16 protein-coding genes are annotated in these 22,462 nt (G+C 65.6%); 8 read left to right on the top strand and 8 right to left on the bottom strand.

The window, feature by feature from the left end; all coding sequences use genetic code 11:
• Positions 1-24: 24 nt before the first annotated feature.
• On the bottom strand, positions 25-870 hold the full coding sequence (locus ACOHWE_RS18200) for a DUF305 domain-containing protein (protein ID WP_420668149.1): 846 nt from the start codon (positions 868-870) through the stop codon (positions 25-27).
• A gap of 234 nt (positions 871-1,104) precedes the next feature.
• Between ACOHWE_RS18200 and ACOHWE_RS18195 the strand changes: the two genes are divergently transcribed.
• Complete coding sequence (locus ACOHWE_RS18195; protein WP_420668148.1) at positions 1,105-3,654, top strand: AMP-binding protein; 2,550 nt, start codon at positions 1,105-1,107, stop codon at positions 3,652-3,654.
• Here ACOHWE_RS18195 and ACOHWE_RS18190 read toward each other — a convergent pair.
• Positions 3,651-4,526 carry a LysR substrate-binding domain-containing protein gene (locus tag ACOHWE_RS18190; RefSeq protein WP_420668147.1) on the bottom strand — a complete coding sequence of 292 codons (876 nt, stop codon included), beginning with the start codon at positions 4,524-4,526 and terminating at the stop codon, positions 3,651-3,653. The two genes, ACOHWE_RS18195 and ACOHWE_RS18190, sit on opposite strands and share 4 nt — an antisense overlap.
• Positions 4,527-4,545: 19 nt before the next feature.
• Entirely contained in the window at positions 4,546-5,442 is an 897-nt protein-coding gene (locus ACOHWE_RS18185) for a LysR substrate-binding domain-containing protein (protein WP_420668170.1), read from the bottom strand.
• Positions 5,443-5,596: 154 nt separating this feature from the next.
• Here ACOHWE_RS18185 and amaB point away from each other — a divergent pair, with 154 nt between their 5' ends.
• Positions 5,597-7,099, top strand: a complete 1,503-nt coding sequence (gene amaB / locus ACOHWE_RS18180; protein ID WP_420668146.1) for an L-piperidine-6-carboxylate dehydrogenase — start codon at positions 5,597-5,599, stop codon at positions 7,097-7,099.
• Positions 7,089-8,360 (top strand): NAD(P)/FAD-dependent oxidoreductase, encoded by a 1,272-nt coding sequence (locus ACOHWE_RS18175; RefSeq protein WP_420668145.1) that lies wholly within the window; start codon positions 7,089-7,091, stop codon positions 8,358-8,360. The genes amaB and ACOHWE_RS18175 overlap by 11 nt, the downstream gene beginning before the upstream one ends.
• A 25-nt stretch (positions 8,361-8,385) precedes the next feature.
• On the opposite strand, the gene ACOHWE_RS18170 is transcribed toward ACOHWE_RS18175, so the two are convergent.
• Positions 8,386-9,444, bottom strand: a complete 1,059-nt coding sequence (locus tag ACOHWE_RS18170; RefSeq protein ID WP_420668144.1) for a zinc ABC transporter substrate-binding protein — start codon at positions 9,442-9,444, stop codon at positions 8,386-8,388.
• A gap of 101 nt (positions 9,445-9,545) precedes the next feature.
• Between ACOHWE_RS18170 and ACOHWE_RS18165 the strand changes: the two genes are divergently transcribed.
• Genes ACOHWE_RS18165 through ACOHWE_RS18155 form a run of 3 tightly spaced genes read left to right on the top strand, consistent with a single transcriptional unit; the run spans position 9,546 to position 11,577 of the window.
• Positions 9,546-10,028, top strand: coding sequence for a transcriptional repressor (locus ACOHWE_RS18165; RefSeq protein ID WP_420668143.1), 483 nt, complete (start codon positions 9,546-9,548; stop codon positions 10,026-10,028).
• A complete protein-coding gene (locus tag ACOHWE_RS18160) occupies positions 10,025-10,774 on the top strand; it encodes an ATP-binding cassette domain-containing protein (protein WP_420668142.1) in 750 nt (249 codons plus the stop codon). Before ACOHWE_RS18165 ends, ACOHWE_RS18160 begins: the two co-directional genes overlap by 4 nt.
• On the top strand, positions 10,771-11,577 hold the full coding sequence (locus ACOHWE_RS18155; protein ID WP_420668141.1) for a metal ABC transporter permease: 807 nt from the start codon (positions 10,771-10,773) through the stop codon (positions 11,575-11,577). Before ACOHWE_RS18160 ends, ACOHWE_RS18155 begins: the two co-directional genes overlap by 4 nt.
• A gap of 239 nt (positions 11,578-11,816) precedes the next feature.
• On the opposite strand, the gene ACOHWE_RS18150 is transcribed toward ACOHWE_RS18155, so the two are convergent.
• Together ACOHWE_RS18150 and ACOHWE_RS18145 are read right to left on the bottom strand one after the other, a co-directional pair.
• Positions 11,817-14,153, bottom strand: coding sequence for a response regulator (locus ACOHWE_RS18150; RefSeq protein WP_420668140.1), 2,337 nt, complete (start codon positions 14,151-14,153; stop codon positions 11,817-11,819).
• An 18-nt stretch (positions 14,154-14,171) separates the two neighbouring features.
• On the bottom strand, positions 14,172-15,020 hold the full coding sequence (locus ACOHWE_RS18145) for a PhnD/SsuA/transferrin family substrate-binding protein (protein WP_420668169.1): 849 nt from the start codon (positions 15,018-15,020) through the stop codon (positions 14,172-14,174).
• Positions 15,021-15,390: 370 nt separating this feature from the next.
• Between ACOHWE_RS18145 and ACOHWE_RS18140 the strand changes: the two genes are divergently transcribed.
• Both ACOHWE_RS18140 and ACOHWE_RS18135 read left to right on the top strand, forming a co-directional pair.
• Entirely contained in the window at positions 15,391-19,332 is a 3,942-nt protein-coding gene (locus ACOHWE_RS18140; protein WP_420668139.1) for a PEP/pyruvate-binding domain-containing protein, read from the top strand.
• A gap of 289 nt (positions 19,333-19,621) precedes the next feature.
• On the top strand, positions 19,622-20,533 hold the full coding sequence (locus ACOHWE_RS18135) for a MurR/RpiR family transcriptional regulator (RefSeq protein ID WP_420668138.1): 912 nt from the start codon (positions 19,622-19,624) through the stop codon (positions 20,531-20,533).
• Positions 20,534-20,591: 58 nt separating this feature from the next.
• Here ACOHWE_RS18135 and ACOHWE_RS18130 read toward each other — a convergent pair whose 3' ends face one another.
• Together ACOHWE_RS18130 and tviB are read right to left on the bottom strand one after the other, a co-directional pair.
• On the bottom strand, positions 20,592-21,026 hold the full coding sequence (locus ACOHWE_RS18130; RefSeq protein WP_420668137.1) for a GFA family protein: 435 nt from the start codon (positions 21,024-21,026) through the stop codon (positions 20,592-20,594).
• A gap of 147 nt (positions 21,027-21,173) precedes the next feature.
• Entirely contained in the window at positions 21,174-22,448 is a 1,275-nt protein-coding gene (gene tviB, locus ACOHWE_RS18125) for a Vi polysaccharide biosynthesis UDP-N-acetylglucosamine C-6 dehydrogenase TviB (protein WP_420668136.1), read from the bottom strand.
• Positions 22,449-22,462: the final 14 nt, after the last annotated feature.

Raw genomic sequence — 22,462 nt, 5'->3', positions numbered from 1 at the left:
TCCTCCGCCCAGCCAGGCCTTGCCTCACCCGTCGCAACTCCAGAAACCGCGGTAGCTGGCGGTGGGGCCAGGCTCAAGAACGAAGGTCAATTCGCTGTCAGCGCGCCAATCGGGATCCTCGAGCAACTGAACCGTCATGCTCATCCCATCAGCGGCAAACTTGCCCTGCTGCCCGCCGGGTTCAAGCTGCAGGATCACACCATTGAGCTTGGCGGCGGCCGCCGTGCCGCCTTCAGATGCCCAGAGGATCGGTTCAGCAGCCGCGGTGCGGCGGAAAGTGCAGAAAGGCTCGCCCTGCAGCACCTGGCGCGCCTCGCTTTCTGTCAGCGGAGCAGGGTCGAGATCCGCCAGCAGGGTGTTTGCCAGCGCCTCTTCCACCGTGCCCGGACGCGGTGCCGGGTCCTCATATACGGCGGTCACCACGTTGCCGGCCTCGAGATCGGCGATCAGGGCGCGCATTTCGGCGATTTCTTTCTGCTGCGCGGCGATGATTCCGTCCGCCATCTTCTTCACGCGGGCATCGCGGATTCCGGCCCGCTCTGATGTCATTACCGCGATGGAATGGTGCGGAATCATCGCCCGCATGTAACTTTCACCACCCACTGTGGCCTGACTGCGAACCAGCCAGAGAGAAACCGCGAAGACCACCGCGCTGCCAGCGAAGATGGCGATATTGATGGCGCGGCTGGAATACATCGCCGCCATGTAGGCCAGCATAATGAACGCCATCGCGGCGCCCATCAGCACCGCCATATAGGCGCGGGTTTCGCTGAAGAAGAGGTGCTCCCACGCGTATGTGTTCAAATACATGAGAATGAACATGACGATGACGGAAGTCAGAATCATCGCCGCAAACCGGGCATAACTCATAAGCATCTCCTGACAATATTGCCTTCTATTCCAACGCCCTTCCTGCGCTGGAAGGTTCCCGGCTTGCCGGTGGAGGAGGGTATGGCCGATGCAATAGCGGACGCGCCCGGCCTTCTGTCGGCTGCCTTTTCCCACCGATTGCCGCTGTGGCGGCGTGAGATACGTGCCAGGGACGGGAATATAATTGACAAAAGAACTAAACAATTTTACGCGGCGCCCTCGAAGGAGTTGCCGATGTTTTTCGACCTAGCCGAATTGAGCGCGTTTGGCGCCCGCCCCTGCCTGATCACCGCCGCCGGCGAAACTCTGTCTTATGTCGGCCTTGCAGAGGCTGCGGGCCAGTTCGCCCGCCACCTGCCGCAGGACCGCTGTCTGATTGCAGTGGAAACGGCCGCCGAGCCGGAGGCGATCATTGCTTATATCGGCGCACTGTCCGCAGGCCATGCGGTGATGCCCCTGCCCGGCGGCGACGCCGAAACCGCCGCCCGGCTGGCAGAACGCTTCCGCCCGGCCGCGAGCTTCTGTTGCGAGGCCGGACGCTGGCAGGTGAAGTCCTACGCGCATGAAGCCGCCAGCCTGCATCCGGACCTGACGCTCCTGCTGCAAACCTCGGGCAGCACCGGCCACGGCCGCGGCGTACGGCTCTCTGCGGCGGCGGTCGAGGCCAACGCCCGCGCCATCGCGCAATACCTCGGCCTCACTCCCGGCGACCGCGCCGCGGTGATCCTGCCACTGCATTATTCTTACGGGCTTTCGGTTTTGCACACGCATCTGGCCGCCGGCGCGAGCCTGTGGCTGGCTCCCGGTTCGGTGCTTGAGCCGGGGTTTGCCGCCGCACTTGACGCCTCGGGCGCAACCAGCCTTGCGGGCGTGCCGCATCACTTCAAACTGCTGGAGAGCGCAGGATTGGCGGAAACTTTGCCAGAGAAGCTGGATACACTGACGGTTGCGGGCGGCGCGATGGCTCCGGAGCAGGTGCGCGCTTGGGCCGCCCGGATGAATAGCCGCGGCGGCCGTTTCTTCGCAATGTACGGCCAGACCGAGGCCACCGCCCGCATCAGCTACCTGCCGCCGGAACTGGCTCTCGAAGCGCCCGGCGCCGCGGGACGCGCCATTCCCGGAGGCCGCCTGCTGCTGCGCGATGCCGCGGGGTATGAAATCACCACGCCCGAAGGCGAAGGCGAGCTGATCTACCGCGGTCCGAATGTGATGATGGGCTACGCCGAGAGGGCTGCTGATCTGAACCGAGGCCCGGAACTAGCGGAGCTGGCCACCGGCGACCTCGCCCGGCGCGATGCGGACGGGCTCTATTACATCACCGGCCGGCTCTCCCGGATGTCCAAGATTGCTGGCCTGCGCATCGGCCACGACGCATTGGAGCGCGCGCTGGCTGCCGAAGGCTTGGAAACCGCGGTCTGGGGCGGCGACAATGGCCTGTCCATCGCCGTTGCCGGAGCCCGGGGCCAGGCTCCGGAGGCCATTGCCGCCCGCGCAGCCCGGCTCACTGGCATCGGCGCGCAGCATTTCACCGTGTCCATGCGCGGAACGCTGCCGCGGCGCGCCAATGGCAAGGTGGACTACCCCGCGCTGAAAGCGCAAGCCGCCCCGGCGCGGCGGGCGAAGGATGTTCTCTCTGCGTTCCAAGCCGCCTTTGCCCCGCAGAGTGTCGGCCGCAACGACAGTTTTGCCTCCCTCGGCGGCGACTCCCTGCGCCATGTGGAGCTGTCGCTGGCGCTGGACGAACGCCTCGGCGGCGCGCCTGCGGGCTGGGAGGAAATGACGGTTGCCGAATTGGAGCGGGCCAGTCCCGCGAAGGCCGCCTCCCTGCCCTTCGATCTGGTGGCACGGGTGATCGCGATCCTCGCCGTCGTGACCGCACACCAGACCCACTGGCCGGTCTACGGCGGCGCCGCAGCAATGGTCATCCTGATGGGGATGAGCGTTGCGGGCTTCCGCTGGGATGTGTTGAAGTCCGGCGATCTGAGGGGCTTCCTGAAGCCGGTGGCGGCGGTGCTGCTGCCCTATTACCTTATCGCCGCAGCCTATGCGGTGGCGTGGCAGCAGGTACCCTGGGCATCAGTCTTCCTGGCCGGAAATTTCGCCTTCACCCTGCCCGAAACCCATCTGATGCTGCCCTACCTCTACTGGTTCGTGGAGGCTTATGTGCAGATGACCCTTCTGGTCGCAGCGCCTTTTGCGGTGCCCGCGGTGCGGCGCTGGCTGGTGCGGCAGGGGGCGTTCCGGGCGGGGCTCTTGCTGCTCGTCTTTGCCGTCGCGCTGCGGCTGATCGTGCCGGAGCTCTGGCAGATCGGCGGGCGGGCGCAGTTCACTGTGCCTTGGGTGCTTTACCTTTTCGCTCTCGGCTGGTGCATCACCACCGCCAACCGCTCCACACAACGGCTCCTGGTCCTGGGCGCGGCCTGCGTGATCATGCCCGCCGCAGCCTACCTGGGCGGCAACTGGTACGGCGGCTGGATCAAATACATGTGGCTGCTGGCGCTGATTGCCGGGCTTCTGTTCATCCCCCGGCTGCCGCTGCCGCGGCTGGCGGTGCGGCCGCTGATGCGGCTGGCGCAGGCGGCCTTTCCGATTTACCTTCTGCACCGTTTCGTGCCCGAGCTTTTAATGCCGATGGCGGGCCTCGAGGGCGGTGGCCCGGTGATCGATGCCCTCGCGGTCTTTGGCGGTATCGCCTTGGGCCTCGCCGCGGCTGCCCTGCAGCGCCAGCTGGTGCAAGCCTGGGCCGCCCGCCGCCCCGGGATCTCCACAACAGTGGAGGCTTAACCGGTCGGCGCGGGCCGGCGCAGTTGTTTTTTCAGCCAGCTTTCAAACTTCTGCACTGCTGCCGAAGGCGTGCAATGCGGGCGCACCAGGAAATAACGCTTGCGCGAAGCAAGCACCGGGCCAGGAAGCTGCTTCAGCTCGCCCGATGCAATTTCCCGCGCCGCCATGTCGTAAGGCACCAGCGCTGCGCCCAGCCCTGCCACGGCGGCGGTGATCACCATCGAATGCTGGTCGAAGTAGCGCCCGTCGTAGCGCGGCACCGAGCAAAGGCCTGCAAGCACGAACCACTCGGCCCAGGCTTCGCCCCGGCTGTCCAGATGCAGGAGCGGCGCGCGCGCCAAGTCCGCCACTGCCTCCAGCCCGTGCGCGGTGGCAAACGCCGGCGCGCAGACCGGCACGACTTCCTCACCGAAAAGCGGCGCCATATGGGTTCCTGGCCAATTGTCCATTCCGTAGTGGATGGCGAGATCAAAACCCTCCCGCGTGATGTCGAAAGGCGCGAGCCGGGTCGAGAAGCTCAGCTCCACCTCCGGGTGGCGGCGGAAGAAATCCGGCAGCCGCGGGATCAGCCAGAGGTTCGCAAAGGCCGGCAGAACCGCCACCCGCAGGGCCGAGCGCCCTGCACCGGCTGCGGCGGCCTTCTGCAGCGAGGCCCGTAGACCCGCCAGATCCTGAGCCAAGTCAGTGGCCAGCCCCTGACCCGCGGCGGTCAGCGCCACACCGCGGCCCGATCGCTGAAACAGGGTGAAGCCCAGCTCGGCCTCCAGCTCCTTCACCTTCTTGCTGACCGCGCTTTGTGTGAGCCCAAGCTCCTCTCCCGCGGCGGTGAAACTTTGGTGGCGGGCCGCACTTTCGAAACAGCGTAGATGCATCAGTCCCGGCAGCCGCACTTCAAACCGCCTCCGCCGCGATCTGTCGCAGAAGCCATTCGCGGAACTGGATCAGCGGATAATCCGCCGCATGCTCCGGCGGCCAGACCAGGAAATATTCGCCCAAGGTCACCGGCTCCCCTTCGATTGCCTGCACCAGCCTGCCCTGCGTGATCTCGTTCCCGGCCAGGAAGTCTGGCAGCAGCGCAAGGCCCAGCCCATGCACCGCTGCCTGTGTCATGGCGGAAGACTGGTCAAACAGCATCCCCCGCAGCTTTTCTGCCCGCACGCCGTGCTGCGCGAACCATTGCTCCCAGCAATCGGGGTGAGTTTCCAGATGCAGAAGCGGGTAATTCAACAGCTCATCCGGCCGCACTGCTGCCTTGTCCATCAGCCCCGGTGCGCAGACCGGCAGCACGTGTTTCGGCATAAGCGGCAGGTATTCCACCGCCGGCCAGTCGCGCCGGCCGTAATGGATCGCGGCCTGCGCGGTGCCCGCACCGAAGTCAAAGGGCAGGTTGTGGGTTTGCAGGTTCACCGTGATGCCGGGATGGGTGGCGACGAAATCCTTCAGCCGCGGCGCCAGCCAGTGCAGCCCGAAGGACGGCAGGATCGAGAGGTTCAGGCTGCCGCCATCCGGATTGGCCCGCAGCTTGACCGAAGCCTGCGCCAGCCGTGACAGGATTGCGCGCGCTTCCTTGGCGAAACCAGCGCCTGCCGGCGTCAGCTGCATCCGCATCTCACCGCGCACGATCAGGGCCACCCCCATCTGCGCCTCCAGCTGCTTGAGCTGGCGGCTGACCGCGCTCTGCGTCAGCGCCAGATCCTCCGCCGCGGCGGAGGCGCTTCCCAGCCGGTCCACCGCCTCCAGCGCGAGCAGCGAGGGGATAGAGGGGAGAAAGCGGCGCGGGGCGATCATATGAGCTAATCTCATGGGGCCTGGATTAAGTTTCAATAGCAATCGCGCCAATCCGGTGCAATTGCTTAGGCCGAAGCGGTGTGAAGGGGAAACCCGCCGCAAGCGCGCTAAAGTTTTCCTCATGCCCGCTCGCCACTTTCAGAAGGAACCCGAGATGTCCCATGCCGAAATCCTCACCGCCGCCGGATTGTCCGAAGATGAGCTCACCGGCGGGACGCTTGCCGTCACCACACCGGTTGACGGCAGCGAGATCGCCCGACTGATGCCCCACACAAGGGCGGAAGCCGATGCCGCCATTGCTGCGGCGAAATACGCCTTCAATGCCTGGCGCCTGGTACCCGCCCCGCGCCGGGGTGAACTGGTGCGGCTGATCGGCGATGCGCTGCGCCGGGAAAAGGAAGCGCTGGGACGGCTTGTCACGCTGGAATGCGGCAAGATCTGCCAGGAGGGGCTGGGCGAAGTGCAGGAGATGATCGACATCTGCGATTTCGCTGTGGGCCTTTCGCGCCAGCTTTACGGGCTTACCATCGCCTCCGAACGTCCGGGCCACGCGATGCGGGAGACCTGGCACCCGATGGGGACCTGCGGCATCATCACCGCCTTCAACTTCCCCGTCGCGCCCTGGTGCTGGAACGCGGCGCTGGCGCTGGTCTGCGGCGATCCGGTGATCTGGAAGCCCTCGGAAAGGACTCCGCTCACTGCGCTTGCGGTGCAGAAGATCTGCGAAGGCGCGATGGCGGAGTTCGGCAGCGACGCGCCCGAGGGGCTGATCCAGGTGCTGATCGGCGAGCGCGATCTGGGCGAGGCGCTGACCGCGTCGCGCGATGTCGCCATCGTCTCCGCCACCGGGTCGGTGCCGATGGGCAAGGCGGTCGCCGCGGCGATGTCCGAACGCCTTGGCCGCACCATCCTGGAGCTGGGCGGCAACAACGCGATGATCGTGGCGCCATCGGCTGATCTGGAAATGGCCCTGCGCGCCATCGTCTTCTCCGCCGTCGGCACCGCCGGGCAGCGCTGCACCTCCCTGCGCCGCCTGATCGTGCACGAAGACATCTATGATCAGCTGATCCCTCGGCTGGCCAAAGCCTACGAAGGACTGCCCATTGGCGATCCGCTGGACGAGGGCACGCTGGTCGGCCCGCTGATTAACCGCGCCGCGCTGGATGCGATGGAGGGTGCGCTGGAGCGCGCCAAATCGGAGGGCGGCACCGTGCATGGCGGCACCCGCGTGCTCGGGGAAGAATACCCCGGGGCCGCCTACGTCCAGCCCGCCATCGTCGAGATGCCCACCCAGACCGCCATCATGCATGTGGAGACATTTGCCCCGATCCTTTACGTTGTGAAGTACCGTGATCTGCACCAAGCCATTGAAATACAGAACGAAGTGCCACAGGGCTTGAGCTCGTGCATTTTCTCCACCGACGTGCGGGAGACGGAATATTTTCTCTCGGCAGCCGGGTCGGATTGCGGTATCGCGAATGTGAACATCGGGCCTTCGGGGGCTGAGATCGGTGGTGCCTTCGGAGGCGAGAAGGAAACTGGCGGCGGGCGCGAAAGCGGGTCGGACGCCTGGAAGGGCTACATGCGTCGGCAGACCAACACCGTAAATTACTCGCGCGAACTGCCGCTGGCACAGGGCATCAAGTTTGACATCTGAGCTGTCCGCAAGCCTCTGGCACGACACCTGCCGCGAGACCGCCGCCTTCCCCGCGCTGGCAGGGGAGGCGGAGGCTGACCTGGTGGTGATCGGCGGCGGCTATACTGGCTGCTCTGCGGCGCTCACCGCAGCAGAGATGGGGGCGAGCGTCAGCCTCATCGAGGCGGAATGCATCGGCAGCGGCGGCTCGGGGCGCAATGTCGGCCTGGTGAATGCGGGGCTTTGGCTGCCGCCCGGGGACATCAACGCCATCCTGGGCGAAGAGGCAGGCCGCCGCCTCACGGCGCTTCTGGCGGGCGCGCCAGAGATGGTGTTCTCCCTCATCGACCGCCACGGCATCAGCTGCGAGCCGGTGCGCAACGGCACGTTGCACTGTGCCCATGCGCCTTCAGGCATGGGCAGCCTGAAGCGCCGCCACGCCCAGCTCACCGCCACCGGCGCGCCGGTCGAGCTGCTGGGGCGGGAGGAGACGATGGCGCGGACCGGTACGCAAACCGTGCATGGCGCCCTATTCGACCCGCGCGCGGGCACCATCCAGCCCCTGGCCTATGTGCGCGGCCTCGCCCGTGCCGCTGCCGCGGCCGGCGCGCAGATCTGCACTCGGTCGCCTGCCGTCAGCATCGCCCGCGACGGCGGCGCCTGGCGCGTTGCCACGCCCCGCGGTCAGATCCGCGCCCGTCGCCTCATAATGGCTACCGACGCCTATGCACGCGAAATCTCCGGCTACAGCTCACCGCAGGTGATCCCGGTGCACTACTTCCAAGCCGCCACCGCGCCGCTGCCGGAGGCCCTGCGCGCGGCAATCCTGCCAGGCCGCGAGGGTTGCTGGGATACAGCGCTGGTGATGTCCTCCTGGCGGCTGGATCAGGCCGGACGGCTGGTGATCGGCGCGATGGGCTCGCTCGGCCACATCGGCAGCCCGCTGCACCTCCGCTGGCTGCAGCGCAAGCTGGCGGCGCTATTCCCAGCGCTGCGCGGCACGCCTTTGCACCAGCATTGGCACGGGCGCATCGCGATGACGGCGGAGCACCTTCCCAAGATCCTGGAGCTGGGCGGCGGGCTTGCCTGTTTCGGCTATTCAGGCCGCGGCATTGGCCCGGGCACGCTGTTTGGCGCACGGATGGCGCAGGCCTTGCTGGAGAATGATCCATCCTGCCTGCCGGTGCCGATAACTCAGCACCACGCCATTCCTCTCGCCTGTCTGCGCAGCGCCTATTACGAGGCAGGCGCCACGCTGACGCATTTGATCAGCAACCGCTGAACCAATGCGGGCTCGCGGGCCGGTCTCAGTTGCAGGCTGCCACCGCCTGACCGAGATCCCGCAGCAGCGCCGGGTAGAACTGTGCGCCCGGCTCCAGATGGCTGCCCATCGGGTCCAGCACCGCGGTGCCCGCGCCGGAGCCCTCGGCCACGGCAGCCACCAGACCGGGGTTGAACTGCGGCTCCGAAAACACGCAGGCCACGCCCAGCTCCCCGGCCGCGTCGCGCAGTTCGGCGATGCGCGACGGGCTGGGGCTGGCGGCATCGCTCATCGCAATGGCACCCGCGGTGCGTAGTCCGAAGCCCGCCTCGAAATACTGGTAGGCATCGTGGAAGACGATCACCGCCCGCTCCCGCACCGGCGCCAGCGCGGCAGAGACCTCCTCCGCGGCAGCCGCAATTTCGGCCTTTCCCGCGGCCGCATTGGCGGCATAGGCTTCGGCATTGGCGGGATCGGCCGCAGCCAGTTCCGCCGCGACCACGTCCAGCCAGACAAGGGCGTTCTCCGGCAGCAGCCACGCATGCGGATCGGCGCCGGTGTGGGCGTGGGCGAGACCGTCTTCAAGGCTGACTTTCGCCTCCTCGCTGACCTGGCCGCCGTCCTCCTCATGACCCGCTTCGTGAGCGTGTCTTTCTTGATCGTTCTGCACTTCGGGATCAGCATGGGCATCGTGGCCATCCGACGCGTCGTGGTCGCTGTCAGCCGCAAACAGCGCGCCGCTGCGCACCTCCATCACCCGCGTGCCCGGTGCCGAGATCAGCTCAACCTGAGCCGCGTCCGAAGCGAGTTCCGAAAGCGCGTCCGTCAGCCAGGGCGTCAGCGGCTCGCCCAGCCAGAACACCACGTCAGCCTGGCTTAGCGCACGGGCCTCTGACGGGCGCATCGCGTAGCCATGCGGAGAAGCGCCCGGCGGCACCACCAAGTCGGGCTCGCCCAGCCCCTGCATGACCCGGGCCACCAGCCCGTGCACCGGCAGGATATCCGCTGCTACCCGCGGGACCTCCGCCCGGGCCGCGCCCGTCAGCGCGGCCGCCGCCAGCATCGCCACCACCGGCAGCCGCCCAGCTCTGCTCCAAATTCTCATCCCGGACCCTCATGTGATCTTATAACAATTGCCGGGCTTGATAGATGTCATAAGATAACATATCAAGCCCCAAATCCGCCCGCCGCAGCACAGGTGCCCGAATGCAGCCCATCGGCTTCGAACCCCATGATCACAGAAGCTGCATCGACAGCTGCATCGCTACGGTCGCTGCGAACTGCCAGGCCCGCGGGCTGCAGCTGACCCCGGTACGGCGGCGGGTGCTGGAAATTCTGCTGCAGGGCCACCGGGCGCTTGGCGCCTACGAAATCCTGGACCGGCTGCGCGACGAGGGGCTGGGCTCGCAGCCCCCGGTCGCCTACAGAGCTCTGGATTTCCTCGTCAAAAACGGATTTGCCCACAAGATAGAGCGGCTCAACTCCTTTGTTGCTTGTGCTCACCCGGGCGAGCAGCACAATGCCGCTTTCATGATTTGCCGCGCCTGCGATGCGGTGGCAGAGGCACGGCGCAGCGCCTCCCAGGGCGAATTGGGCGAGGCAGCGCGAGAGGCAGGATTCGTGATCGAGCGCACCGTGGTTGAGGCCGAGGGCCTCTGCCCGAAATGCAACGGGGAAGGCCGCTCATGAGCCTGATCACGCTGGAAGGTATCAGTGTCGCCCACGGTGGCCAGAAAGTGCTCTCGCGCGTCGGGCTGACGGTATCCGAGGGCGAGATTGTGACTGTGGTGGGCCCCAACGGCTCCGGCAAGTCGACGCTGCTGCGCGCCATCATCGGCGCAGTGCGCCCGTCCGAGGGCCGGGTGCTGCGGGCGCCGGGTTTGCGCATTGGCTATGTGCCGCAGAAATTGCATATCGATCCCACTCTGCCCCTGACCGTGCGCCGCTTCCTCAGCCTGCCGGTGCCGGTAAGCGACTCGCGCGCCGCGGATGCGCTGGAGCAGGCGGGGTCCGGCATGCTGGCTTCGCGGCAGATGGCCGGGCTTTCGGGCGGCCAGTTCCAGCGGGTGCTGCTGGCGCGGGCGCTGCTCAGCCGCCCGCAGCTCCTGATCCTCGACGAGGCCACCCAGGGGCTCGACCAGCCCGGCTCCGCCGCCTTCTACCAGCGTATCGAGAAAGTTCGCCAGGAGCTTGGCTGCGCGGTGCTGATGGTGAGCCACGAGCTGCACGTGGTGATGGCGGCCTCGGACCGGGTTATCTGCCTTAACGGCCACGTGTGCTGCGAAGGCGCGCCGGAGCAGGTCGCCTCTGCGCCCGAATACCGCGCGCTGTTCGGCACCGGAACCAAGGGCGCACTGGCCCTCTACAGGCACGAGCACAACCACAGCCACGATCACGATTGCGCCCACAATCATCAGCCGGAGGCTGCGGAATGAGTTTTCTCGACGATTTTCTGATCCGCGCCGCGCTCGCGGGAATCGGTGTTGCTCTGGCCGCAGCGCCCTTGGGCTGCTTTGTGGTCTGGCGGCGGATGGCCTATTTCGGCGACGCCACCGCACATGCCTCGATCATGGGGGTGGCACTGGCACTCAGTTTCGAGACCTCCATCTTCACCGGCGTCCTGGTGACGGCGCTGGCGATGGCGGCGACCGTCTCGGCGCTGGCGGGGCGCGGCTATGCGATGGATACGCTCCTGGGAGTGCTGGCGCATTCCTCGCTTGCGGTTGGTCTGGTTGCGGTCTCGTTCCTGCATGGGGTCAGGATCGACCTGATGGCCTATCTCTTCGGCGACATCCTAGCGGTCAGCCGCGGCGATCTCGCGGTGATCTGGGGCGGCGCGGCGCTGGTGCTGGCGCTGCTGTGGTGGCGCTGGCAGGCGCTCCTGACCGCAACACTGAGCCCCGACCTCGCTCATGCGGCAGGCATCGACCCGCGGCGCGAGCAGATGGTACTGACGCTGGCACTGGCACTGGTGGTTGCAGTCGCGATCAAGGTTGTCGGGGTGCTGCTGATCGCGGCGATGCTGCTGATCCCCGCCGCCGCCGCCCGTCCCTTTGCAGCGACGCCCGAGCGCATGGCCGCCATCGCCGCCCTGCTCGGCGCGGCTGCCGCCGCGGGCGGGCTGCAGCTGGCCTTCGTCTTTGACACACCGGCCGGACCCAGCATCGTCTGCCTGGCGGCAGCGCTGTTTGCGGCTGCTTCGGCCGGACGCTTGGTGATCGGGACCGCCGGGCGCTGACGTTGGATCGCGAGCAAACAGCAGGAACCGCGGCCGGCGCGCCACCCGAGCTTTTGTCTCTGAACCGTGTGCCGCCCGCTTAGGTGACGCGGGTGGCGGGCGGCAATAAGGCTCCCGCAGATATTCGAACATGTGGGCATAGGAAGTGCATTATGCCGCCGCTCCGCTCGGCGAACCCACTTTAACCTCCTGCTTTGGCTGGCGCGGGAGTGGCAGGTTGCGCCAGGTTCTGGAGCCAATCAGCTGCCGGTCTGCTGAAGCGCGCTGTCCCCGGTCCATTTGCTGATGGTTTCCGCCAAGGCCGAGCGCGAGATGGGCTTGGTCAGGAAATCGTCCATTCCGGCGGCCAAGCATTTTTCCTTGTGGCCACCCAGAACATTGGCCGTGAGCGCGATAATCGGGCATTTGGCGCGGCCCGCCTCGGCTTCGAACTGGCGCATCTCCGCGGTCGCCTCGATACCATCCATCACCGGCATCATCATATCCATCAGCACGATGTCCGGCGGATCGGCCCGGAACCGCTCGACCGCCTCCGCCCCGTTCTTCGCAATGCTGATCTGCAGCGGCGCGTCCTTCAGCATTTTCGTTACCACCAGCTGGTTGGTCAGGTTGTCCTCAGCGAGGAGCAGTTTCAGCACACTTCCAGGCGCCCGCACGGCGGACTCCGGCAGACGGCGCACAGCCCGGGGTGCGGGCGCGACGGAAGCAGCGATCTGCAACGGCGTCCCGCGCGGGGAAGCCGGGGCGGCCCCCGCGCGCAGAGCCGTGCTGATCACCTTGCGCAGCTGGCCCGCGCGCACCGGTTTCAGCGCAATCTCGCAAGGCGCCAGCGCGGCACCGCCCTGGCGGATCGTGCCGTGGTCCGAGGAGGACAGGATGATCAGAGGCAGGCGGGCGCCCCTTGGCATCCTCCGGATTCTGCGGGCCATCTCCAGCCCGTCGATGCGTGGCATCTGGTAGTCGAGAATGGCGAAATCGAAACGCCGCCCCTCCAGTTCGGCGTCGGAAAGCAATTCCAGCCCAGCCTCAGCAGAAGCCGCGGTAGAACAGGTTGCGCCCCAGGCGGCCACCCGCTCGGTCAGAATGGTCCGGTTCACTTCCAGATCGTCCACCACCAGCGCATGCAGCCCGGACAAGCGCTCGAGCAGTATGCAATCCTCGGCCGGCTCTTCCCCGGCGGGTTCCAACGGCAGCCGCAGGGTGAAGGAGGAACCTTCGCCAACAGTGGACTTCACCTGGATCGAACCGCCCATCAGGTCCAGCAGCCGCGAGGAAATTGCCAGCCCGAGCCCTGTGCCCTCAAAACTGCGGCTGGCAGAGCTTTCTGCCTGCTCGAAGGCGCGGAAAATCTGGGGCAGCTGGTCTTCGGCGATACCGATGCCAGTATCGGTGACGGTGATCTCCAGCAGGTAGCCGCCGGCCTCCTCGCTGCCGGTCACATCGATGCAGACATAGCCCTCCAGCGTGAATTTGACGGCGTTGCCCGCCACGTTGGTGACAACCTGCCGGATCCGCCCGACATCGCCCAAGAATCGTTCCGGCAGGGACGGATCATAGCGCAGGGTCAGCTCGACACCGTTTTCCGAGGCCTTCGGCGACAGCAGCGTGACCACATCCTCAATTGCGGTCTGGAGGTTGAAGGGGCCCCGCTCCAGCTCGACCTTGCCCGCCTCTATCTTGGAAAAATTGAGGATGTCGTTAATGATGGTGAGCAGCGCCGAACCCGATTTGGCAATGGTGCGGGCGTATTCCTTGCGGTCGCCCTCGAGACCGCTGTCAACCAGCAGCTCCGCCATGCCGATTACCCCGTTCATCGGCGTGCGGATCTCGTGGCTCATGTTCGCGAGAAACTCGGATTTCGCCCGGTTGGCGGCGTCGGCTGCCTCCCGCGCGTGTTCAAGCGCAAATTCGCGCTCGTCGCGTTCCGCAAAAGTGTCCTCCAGCACGCCAACAGAGAAGTTCAGCGCTTTGAATTCGCGCGAGGCATACCATGGCAAGGGTTCACGCGGGCTGCGCAGCCCGGTAATCGCATCCGACATCCGCCGGTGGATCATCTGCAGCGGCCGCAGCGCCAGCACATTCACCAGCAGCAGCACCAGTAGCGACAGCAGCAGCACCGCCACCATGGTCCAGACCGTGGCGCGGCGGGCCCGCCCTTCCACCAGCGCGGCGCCGTCCTCGGTCGACCATTGCACCAGCATGGTGCCGAAGACCGCGCCTTCCAGTTCGATCGGGCGTTCGTACATGACAAAATTGCCGGAGGGCGGCACCGCGGCAGCCTCGGCTTCCGCCAAGAGATCACCTGTGGGATTGCGGATCTGAATCGAAGCGATTTGCGGGTTGCGGCTCACCGCTTCGATCAGGCCGGTTTCCAGAACGGGCACGTCCTCGACGATGATCGCCTCGAGCATCAGCCCGCTGAGCAGCGACACGGTGAGCCGGGCCTGCTCCGCCAGCTGTTCTTCCAGCCGCTGCTCCTCCTGGTTGCGGGCGGCCTCGCCAACGGCGAAACCGACCACCCCGGCCGCAAGCAGCAGGGACACAACGATCTGGAAAAGAATGCCGCTACGTGTCATGCAATCGGGGACTCACTGTCAGAAGGCCAGGCTGCGGTCCATGGCGGTGCGGATGATGTCGTAGTCGCTGTCAGCTCCTTCCAGAAAACCGTTCTTGGCGATCCGGCGCACGAACTCCTCATTTTCCGAACTGAGCATGACCCGGCGCATCGCCTGCAGCACGTCTTCCGGCATGTCCGGCGCCGCGAGCCAGGGTTTGGTCACGTTGTCAAAGCTGGCGAGCACCCGCAGCGGCACGCCCTTGGCAACCAGCTTTTTGTAGGTGCTTTCCTTCAGGGCGCCGGCCGCGAACTTGCCCGCGCCAACCGCTTCGCCCACCAGGTCGTGGCGGCCGAGATAGGCATAGTCCCGCAGGTTAGCCCCGGAGATGCCGGCATCCAGAAGGTAGGACTGGGAGAGGTAGCGGCCGATGGTCGACAGCTCATCACCGAAGGCAAAACTGCCGCCCGCCAGTTCGGAGACCGATTGGAGCGGGCTGTCGCGGCGCACCACGATCACGCCCTTGAACCGCTTGGCGCCGTCCTTGGATTCCATCGCGATAATGCGGATCCCGGGGTTTTCCTCCATCACATGAACATAGGAGGCGGGCCCGAAGCGGGCGAAGTCGACCTCCCCGCTGGCCAGATGCTGGATGCCTTCGCCGTATTCCTTGGCCACCTTCATGCGGATCGAAACCGGCTCGCCTAGCTCCTCGCTCATCCGCTTGGCCAGAAACACCAGGAACGGCTGATACTTGCGCACTGTAGTGGTGGGCTTGTCCGCCGCGTAGGTGCCGAACACCAGTTCGGTCTCCGCCCGGCCGGCGCCAGGCAGAGCGGCGAGCAGCGCCGCGATCAAAACACCGCCGGCGTGCGCCCGCGATGCCAAGGTGACAAAACCGAAGATACCAGTAACTAAACTTAACCCTTTCACGGCTCTAGCCTCCTGACCAACACAGCCTTTGCCGGCCCTTCCGCGGCCAGCCCTCGTTACATGGCACAGTGACGAGAACACAACGTTAACAAGGCCGCAACTCGCAGAAAATTTTTACGGCTCTTTTACTCTACACGATCTATGTTAACCCTTCGGTAATAAATTTGTCCTCTTTGTGGAAAATTAGACATAAATCAAAATGACAGCAGAAGCGCACCCTACAGGAGCGAAAGTGACATTGCCCTCTCAGCCGCCGGCGCGGCCCAGATCCTCTTCTCGTTTTCGCCAAGTTGCTGCAGCGGCACTTGTTTTATCCGCAATACCGATGTCCGCCATGGCGATTCCCTCTCCGGAACTGGTGATCGGCTCGGTTTCCTCCCTGTCCCAGGTTCTGGCAGTAGGTGTCGCCATGGTTTCCGGCCTGGGCGCCGTGATCGCGGCGAAGCTGGGTTTTGCTCCCAAACCGGGCAAAACACCCGCACGCTACCCGGTGAAGCTGATTTTGATCCTCGTGCTCCTCGCACTCGCGCTTGCGGCGGGCAACTACTGGCAATACAGCACCCAGCGGACCGCAGAACAAATGCGGCTGCAGGCAACGCTTACCCGTCCGGCGCAGTTTGACGGCACAAAAATCAAAGATGCAAGCCTGAAGGAGACCAGTTTCTCGAAACAGGCAGGCCACCCGCTCGCAGTAACCACGGAGCAGGCCGCGGCGCTGATCGGTGACGGCAGCACCCTGTTCTATGACATCCGCGAAACCGCGGAAAACCGGATGGGCACGCTGCCCGGCGCCACCCATGTGCGGTTCCCCGACTTCCTGCAGTCCCAGCCGGTGCAGCCGGGCCAGAAAGTGGTGCTGTTCTGCCATAATGGCAACCGCAGCTCGGAGACCTGCGCCAAGCTCGCGGAAATGGGCATCGACTGCAGCTTCATCGCCGGCGGCATCGAGAAGTGGATCGTCGAGGGGCGGGATTTCTCCGACAAGGACGTGGAAACGCTCTCCGACCTGCGCGCCATCCCTGAGTATCCGGGCAAGGACGTGCTGCTGAGCACCGAGGACTTCAAATCGCTGCTTGGCACCGAGGAATTGCAGATCGTCGATACCCGCTATCCGGGAGACTTTGCCACCGGCCACCTGCCCGGCGCCGTCAACATTCCGATCCGCAAGATGACGACGGAAGCGCTGATGCAGCGGATCGCGGAGCTGGACCCGGACAAGCCGACAATCGCGGCCTGCTACGACCGCCGCAGCTGCTTCATGAGCCAGGTGCTCGGGCTGGAATTGACCGAGAAGGGCATCGACTTCCGCGGCCGCTACACGCTGCCCTGGGAGTATTTTGCCGCCCCCGCGCCGAAGCCGCATGTGCAGGACTGGCTGGCCGAGCAGCAAACAACCTTGTGGGATCAAGCGATTTCGGCGCTGGCGGCGGGCCTGCTTTGGGTGCATGAGCGCAGCCACATCCTGCTGGGCTTGCTGGCTCTGTCGCTGGCAACACGGCTTCTGGTGCTGCCGGTGGCGCTGAAATCCGAACGCGACCAGATCGTCACCAACGCCACCGCGGATGAGATGAAGGCCCTGAAGGCAAAGCTCGCCCATGATCCGGTGCGCAAAGCGCGCGCGGTGCAGGCGTTCTATGCCGACAAGGGCCTGACGCCAATGAAGAACCTCACCGCGCTTCTGTTCCTGCCGGTGATGATGCTGGGGGTTTCCGCCGCGCAGGAGGCGAGCGCAAGCTTGCAGACGCCCTTCCTGTGGATGGCTGACCTCGGCGCGCCGGATCCGCTGTTCGTCCTGCCGGCTCTGTTCTGCGCACTGGCGGCTGTATACCTGCTCTGGGCGGTGGCCAAGTCGCGGCGCCAGAAGCAGCTGTGGATGGGGCTCGGCCTGCCGGCGCTGTTTGCGATGGTATTCAGCCTTTCGGCGGCGGCGAATGCCTATCTTTGCTTCAGCCTGAGTCTCCTTCTGGTGCAGCGCGCCTATGTGACCGGCCTGCACCGCAAGCTGAGTGACGTGCTCGCATCGCGGGCCAAGAAACGCAAGCTGGCCAAGCTGCCGCGCGGCGTGATCCCGATGGGCTGCAGCGAGGAGCTGGCCGGCGCCGGCAACAAGGCCCTGCGCTTGTCGGTGATGAAGAATGCGGGCTTGCCGGTGCCGGGCGGGGTGATCCTGCGCGCCGATGCGATTGCGGATTATACCGCGATGAGCACCGCGCAAAAGGAAGACTTTGCGCTCCGCATCTTCCGTATGGCGGGCGGCAAGCCAGTGGCTGTGCGCAGCTCCGCCAGCAACGAGGATGGCGCCGGGCAGAGCTTCGCAGGCGTCTTTGACTCCGTGCTCGACGTCACCGGGGAGACCATGCGCTCGGCGTTGGACGAAGTGGTCGAAAGCTTCACATCCGCCCGCGCCGCCAGCTATGCGGGTGAAAGTGAAGGCGCTGGTCAGGGCAACATCGTAGTGCAGGAAATGGTGCCGGCGGAGTATGCCGGCGTCATGTTCACCCAGGACCCGATGGCGCCAGGCATGCGCATGATCGAATATGTCGAAGGCTGCGGCGAAGACCTTGTTTCCGGCCGCGTCACGCCCACCTCCCTGCGCTTTGGCCGCTATACCGGCCTGCCCGCTGCGGAGGACCAGGATCAGACCCTCGACATGGCGCCGCTGCTCGCGCTCGGCAAGCGCATCGAGGAGATTTTCGGCTGCCCGCAAGACGTGGAGTGGGCCTATGCCGAAGGGCGCTTCCAGATCGTGCAGAGCCGTGACATCACCACCCTCAGCCTTGGCAGCGACGCCGAGCGGGTCCGCCTGGCGGAATGGCGCGAGGTGCTGGACCGCTACGCCGACGCCGGCCCGGGCGATGTCATCCTGGAGCAGGACGAGATGTCCGAGGTCCTGCCCCGTCCCACCCCGCTCAGCTTCTCGCTGATGAGCGAACTGTGGGCTCCCGGCGGCAGCGTCGACCTTGCCTGCCGCGAACTCGGCGTGCCCTACGGTTTGCCGGAGGGGTGTGACGGCCACCTGGTTAACCTGTTCGGCAAGACTTATGCAGACGTCGGCCTGAAGCAGAAAATGACCCTGAAACTGAGCGCGGCCAAGGCAAAGCAGATGCGCAAGCAGGCGCGGCCGATGACCGCCCGGTTCCGCAGCAACGTGATCCCTGCGCTGAGGGACAAGCTGGCGATCTGGCAGGCGGTAGATTATGCCGCCCTGCCACAAGACAAGCTGGTGGAGACTATCGGCACGCTGAAGGAGATGTTCATCCGCGACATCTACCTGGAGGCCGAGAAGATCAACATCCTGGCCGGGTTCACTATGGGCGAGGCCAGCACCGCCGCGGCTGGAGATACGGCGCTGCGTGCTCACCTCATGCATGCCGAACTGCCCAATGCGCCCTCCAGCCTGCTGGCCTCTTGCCAAGGCAAGGACGCGATGGCCAAGGCAATGCGGCTGATGGGGCACCGGGCTATCTTTGACTATGAACTGAGCATTCCGCGCTACCGCGAGGCACCCGCGTTACTGGAACCCCTGCTGGAAGACAAACTGGTGCCGATCGGAGCGGTGCCTACTCCAGCCAATTTGCCCGAGGAACTCGACGACGCGATCGCCATCGCCATCGCCTTTCAGGACCTCAAGGAGCAGGCCAAACACGAGGCGCTGCGGGTGGTTGCGGAACTGCGCCGCGCGGTGCTGGCGCTGGGGGAGCAGAGCGGGCTGGGCGACCTGGTGTTCCAGCTCAGCTTTTCCGAAATGCTGGCGGGCGATTGGTGTGCCCCGGCTGAGCTGCGGGCTCTGGCCGAAGAGCGCGCGCGGACTGAGGCCCTGCGCAAACCCTCTGCCCCCTCCGGGGTCTCGCTCACCCTGCGCGACTGCGAGTTGCTCTCGCTCGGTGCTCAGGTGGAGGACGCGGACGGCGCCTTTGGCGGCACCTGCGTTGCGGGCAGCGGCCGCGTGACCGGGCGGGTATTCTGGATGGAAGACGAAAGCAGGATCGATCCTGCCGCTTTCGAGGACTTCCGGGATGGCGATATCCTGGTCTGCCGGATGATCAATCCTGCTTGGCTGCCGCACGTCCAGCGCTCCGGCGCCGTGCTGAGCGAAGTTGGCGGCTGGCTCAGCCACATGGCGATTGTTGCCCGGGAGAAGGACATTCTGATGCTGGTCGCCTGCAAAGGGCTGGACAGTCTTCGCCACGGCGCGACGGTGACGGTCGGAGAAGATGGCCTGATTGAACCGCAGGAGGAGAAGGGCCTCAGGGTGATCTCCGCGTGATTCCGGTATACGCAGCCGAAAGCACTTGTCCTCACAGTTAGCCAGCTGGCGCTTATCGGTTCTCAAAACGGCAGCTTCCGCCCGGCCGCAGGCCGGGCGGCGTCCGGTCCTCCCCCCGGGAAGCCGACTTGCAGTATCCCGCTGCACGACTCAGCGCTCTGCGCCGCAATCGCTGCCCCGCTCAAATTTCGCCCGCGTTCCGCACGCCCGGCAGGATCCGATGGCTGTTCCGGGAGGATAACATCCGTTCTGCCCTTGCCATTTTTCGGACGTCTGCTCTGATGCGCACATGGACCCGCATCTTGACCCCAAGCAGCCCGCCCGACTGATCCAGCACCTGAAGGCGCAGATGGACGCGCTGCCGCCCAAGTTGAAGGCGGCGGCGAAATACGTGATCGACAACCCCGGCGACTTCGGCCTCGATCCCGTGCGCACTTCAGCGCAAAAAACCGGCATCAGCGCCAACGGTTTCGTGCGCCTTGCCCAGCACCTCGGCTTTGACACATTCGAGGCCTTCCGCGCCCCCTTCCGCGCGGCGCTGACCACCCAGCGCGAGGCAGAGCTTGGCCAGGACTGGCTGGACCGCTTGGGCAGCGAAGGCCCGGCGGGGGCGCTGCAGGCGGCGGCGGCGCGCAACCAGCTCAACATCACCTCACGCTCGTTGCGGCTGATGACAGCGGCGCGCACCGAAGCGATTGTCGCCGCGCTCACCTCGGCGCGGCGCTGCTTTGTGACTGCGAGCCGATCCTCCTACGCGCTCGCCTACTATTTCCACTATGTCGGGCGAATGGCGCTGCCCGCCCTGGAATTGGTGCCGCGCCACATGGGCGCCGCGCTGGACGATCTTCTGGACATCGGCCCCGAGGACTGCCTGATCGCGCTGACCTTTGCCCCCTACTCCGCCGGCACGATCCAGGCGCTGCGGCTTGCCGCGGAGCGCGGCGCCAGGGTAATCCTGATTTCCGACAGCGAAGTGATCGCGCCGGGCATCCGCTGCGATCACGTGCTGGCGGTGGCGGCGAATTCGCTGCATCCTTTCGGCGCGATCGGCGGGGCGATGGCGGTGCTGGAATGCTTGCTGACCCATCTGATCGAGGCAGGCGGGGATGAGGCCCGCCGCCGCATCGCCGCATATGACGCGCTACGCCAGGACAGCGGCGCATATTGGAGCGGCCCCAAGCTTCCGCGGGTAGGCGGATAGCTCAGGGCGCCAAATCCAGGCGCAGCCGCGCGCCCGGCTCCGCGTCTCGGCGACCGCGTCAGCCATCCCCCTCGACGTGCAGGTTCTTTGCCTCGTATTCGGCTCGGGTGGCGCGCTTGTGATCCCCTGCCAGCCGTACCGCAGCCAGCGCACGGTCGATATAGATCTCCGAGCGCATCGGCCAATCAAGGGACTCGCTGAACATTCCGGGCATCAGGTCGTAACCGGGGTTTTCCCCCTTCAATGTCCGCATCCAAAGGTGGGAACCGCATTTGCCGCAGAAGGCGCGTTCGGCAAACTCGCTCGACTTATAAAGTGTCACCGGCCCTTCTACTGTCACCGCTTCGCCCTCGGCCTCGAAACAGAGAAAAAGCCCCCCGGTCCACCGCTGGCACATGCGGCAGTGGCAGGCCCCCGGCCGCGGATCATGCGCACCTTGGACGCGGATTGTCACGCTGCCGCAAAGACAGCGGCCTTCAAGAACGTCGCTCATTTTCCTTCCCTCTCTGCCCGGCGTCGATGCCGGCACCACTCAGCCTAGCGCAAGGGTGCAGCCAAGAAAGGGCGTTTGCGGATAGCACGCGGCACCTCTACTGCCGCGGCGCCTCACCGCGGTCATAATCTGGCACTTTGCCCGCCATCACAGCCGCAGGTCCGACTCTTCGGCCGCCAACACATACTTCAGGTCATAGAGCACTGCGCCTTCCAACCCGAACCCGCGGATGGTTTCCGCGCCCATCTGCCGGAATTCATCGTGCGCCACTGCCAGAACCACCCCGGCATAGGCCCCCTGCCCCGGCTCTGCCGTCAGAGGCAGCCCGTACTCTGCTTGAGCCGCGGCCGGATCGGCGAGGGGATCGTGCACATCGACAATAAGCCCGTAGTCCTCAAGCCCGCGCACGACGTCGATTACGCGGGTATTGCGCAGATCGGGGCAGTTCTCCTTGAACGTCAGGCCCATCACCAGCACGCGTGCGCTCTGAAGCGCCAGCCCGCGCTTCAGCATCCCCTTTACCATCTCTCCGGCCACATAGGCGCCCATGCCGTCGTTAAGCCGCCGCCCGGCCAGAAGAATCTCCGGGTGATAGCCCAGCTGCTCAGCCTTATGAGTAAGGTAATAGGGGTCGACTCCGATGCAGTGCCCGCCGACCAGCCCGGGCCGGAACGGCAGGAAGTTCCACTTGGTGCCCGCCGCGCGCAGCACAGCCTCGGTGTCCAGCCCCATGCGGTTGAAGATTTTTGCAAGCTCGTTGACCAGCGCGATGTTGATGTCGCGCTGGCTGTTCTCGATCACCTTCGCCGCCTCGGCCACACGGATGCTCTCGGCCTTGTGGGTGCCGGCCGCCACCACTTCGCGGTAGAGTGCATCAACCCGTTCCGCCGTTTCAGGTGTCGAGCCAGAGGTGATCTTCACGATATCCTTCAACCGACGCGACTTGTCGCCGGGGTTGATCCGCTCGGGGCTGTAGCCAACAAAGAAGTCGCGGTTGAAGGTGAGCCCGGAGCGCGCCTCCAGCACCGGCACGCAGTCTTCCTCCGTGGCGCCGGGGTAGACCGTGGATTCGTAGATCACCAGGTCACCCGGCTTCAGCGCGTCTCCGACGATCTCCGAAGCCGAGACCAGCGGCGCGAGATCCGGGCGGTGGTTGGCATCGACGGGCGTTGGGACGGTGACGATGTAGATGCTGCAACCGGCGATCTCCTCCGGGTCGAAGGTAAATCTCAGATGCCGAGCCGCGGCCAGTTCTTCAGCGCCGAGCTCCCGGGTGCGATCCTGGCCCGCACGCAATTCCGCGACCCGATCCGGGCTGATGTCGTAGCCCACCACAGGGCGGTGCTGCCCGAAGGCCGCCGCCAGCGGCAGCCCGACATAGCCAAGGCCGATGATGCAAATCCGTTCCTGTGCGCGGCTCATCCGGGCTGCTCCTG

This window comes from Cribrihabitans neustonicus (assembly GCF_048820895.1).
GTDB classification, from domain to species: domain Bacteria; phylum Pseudomonadota; class Alphaproteobacteria; order Rhodobacterales; family Rhodobacteraceae; genus Cribrihabitans_A; species Cribrihabitans_A neustonicus.
The sequence above is the reverse complement of the archived record's forward strand: the minus strand, read 5'-3'. Positions and strand labels throughout refer to the sequence as shown.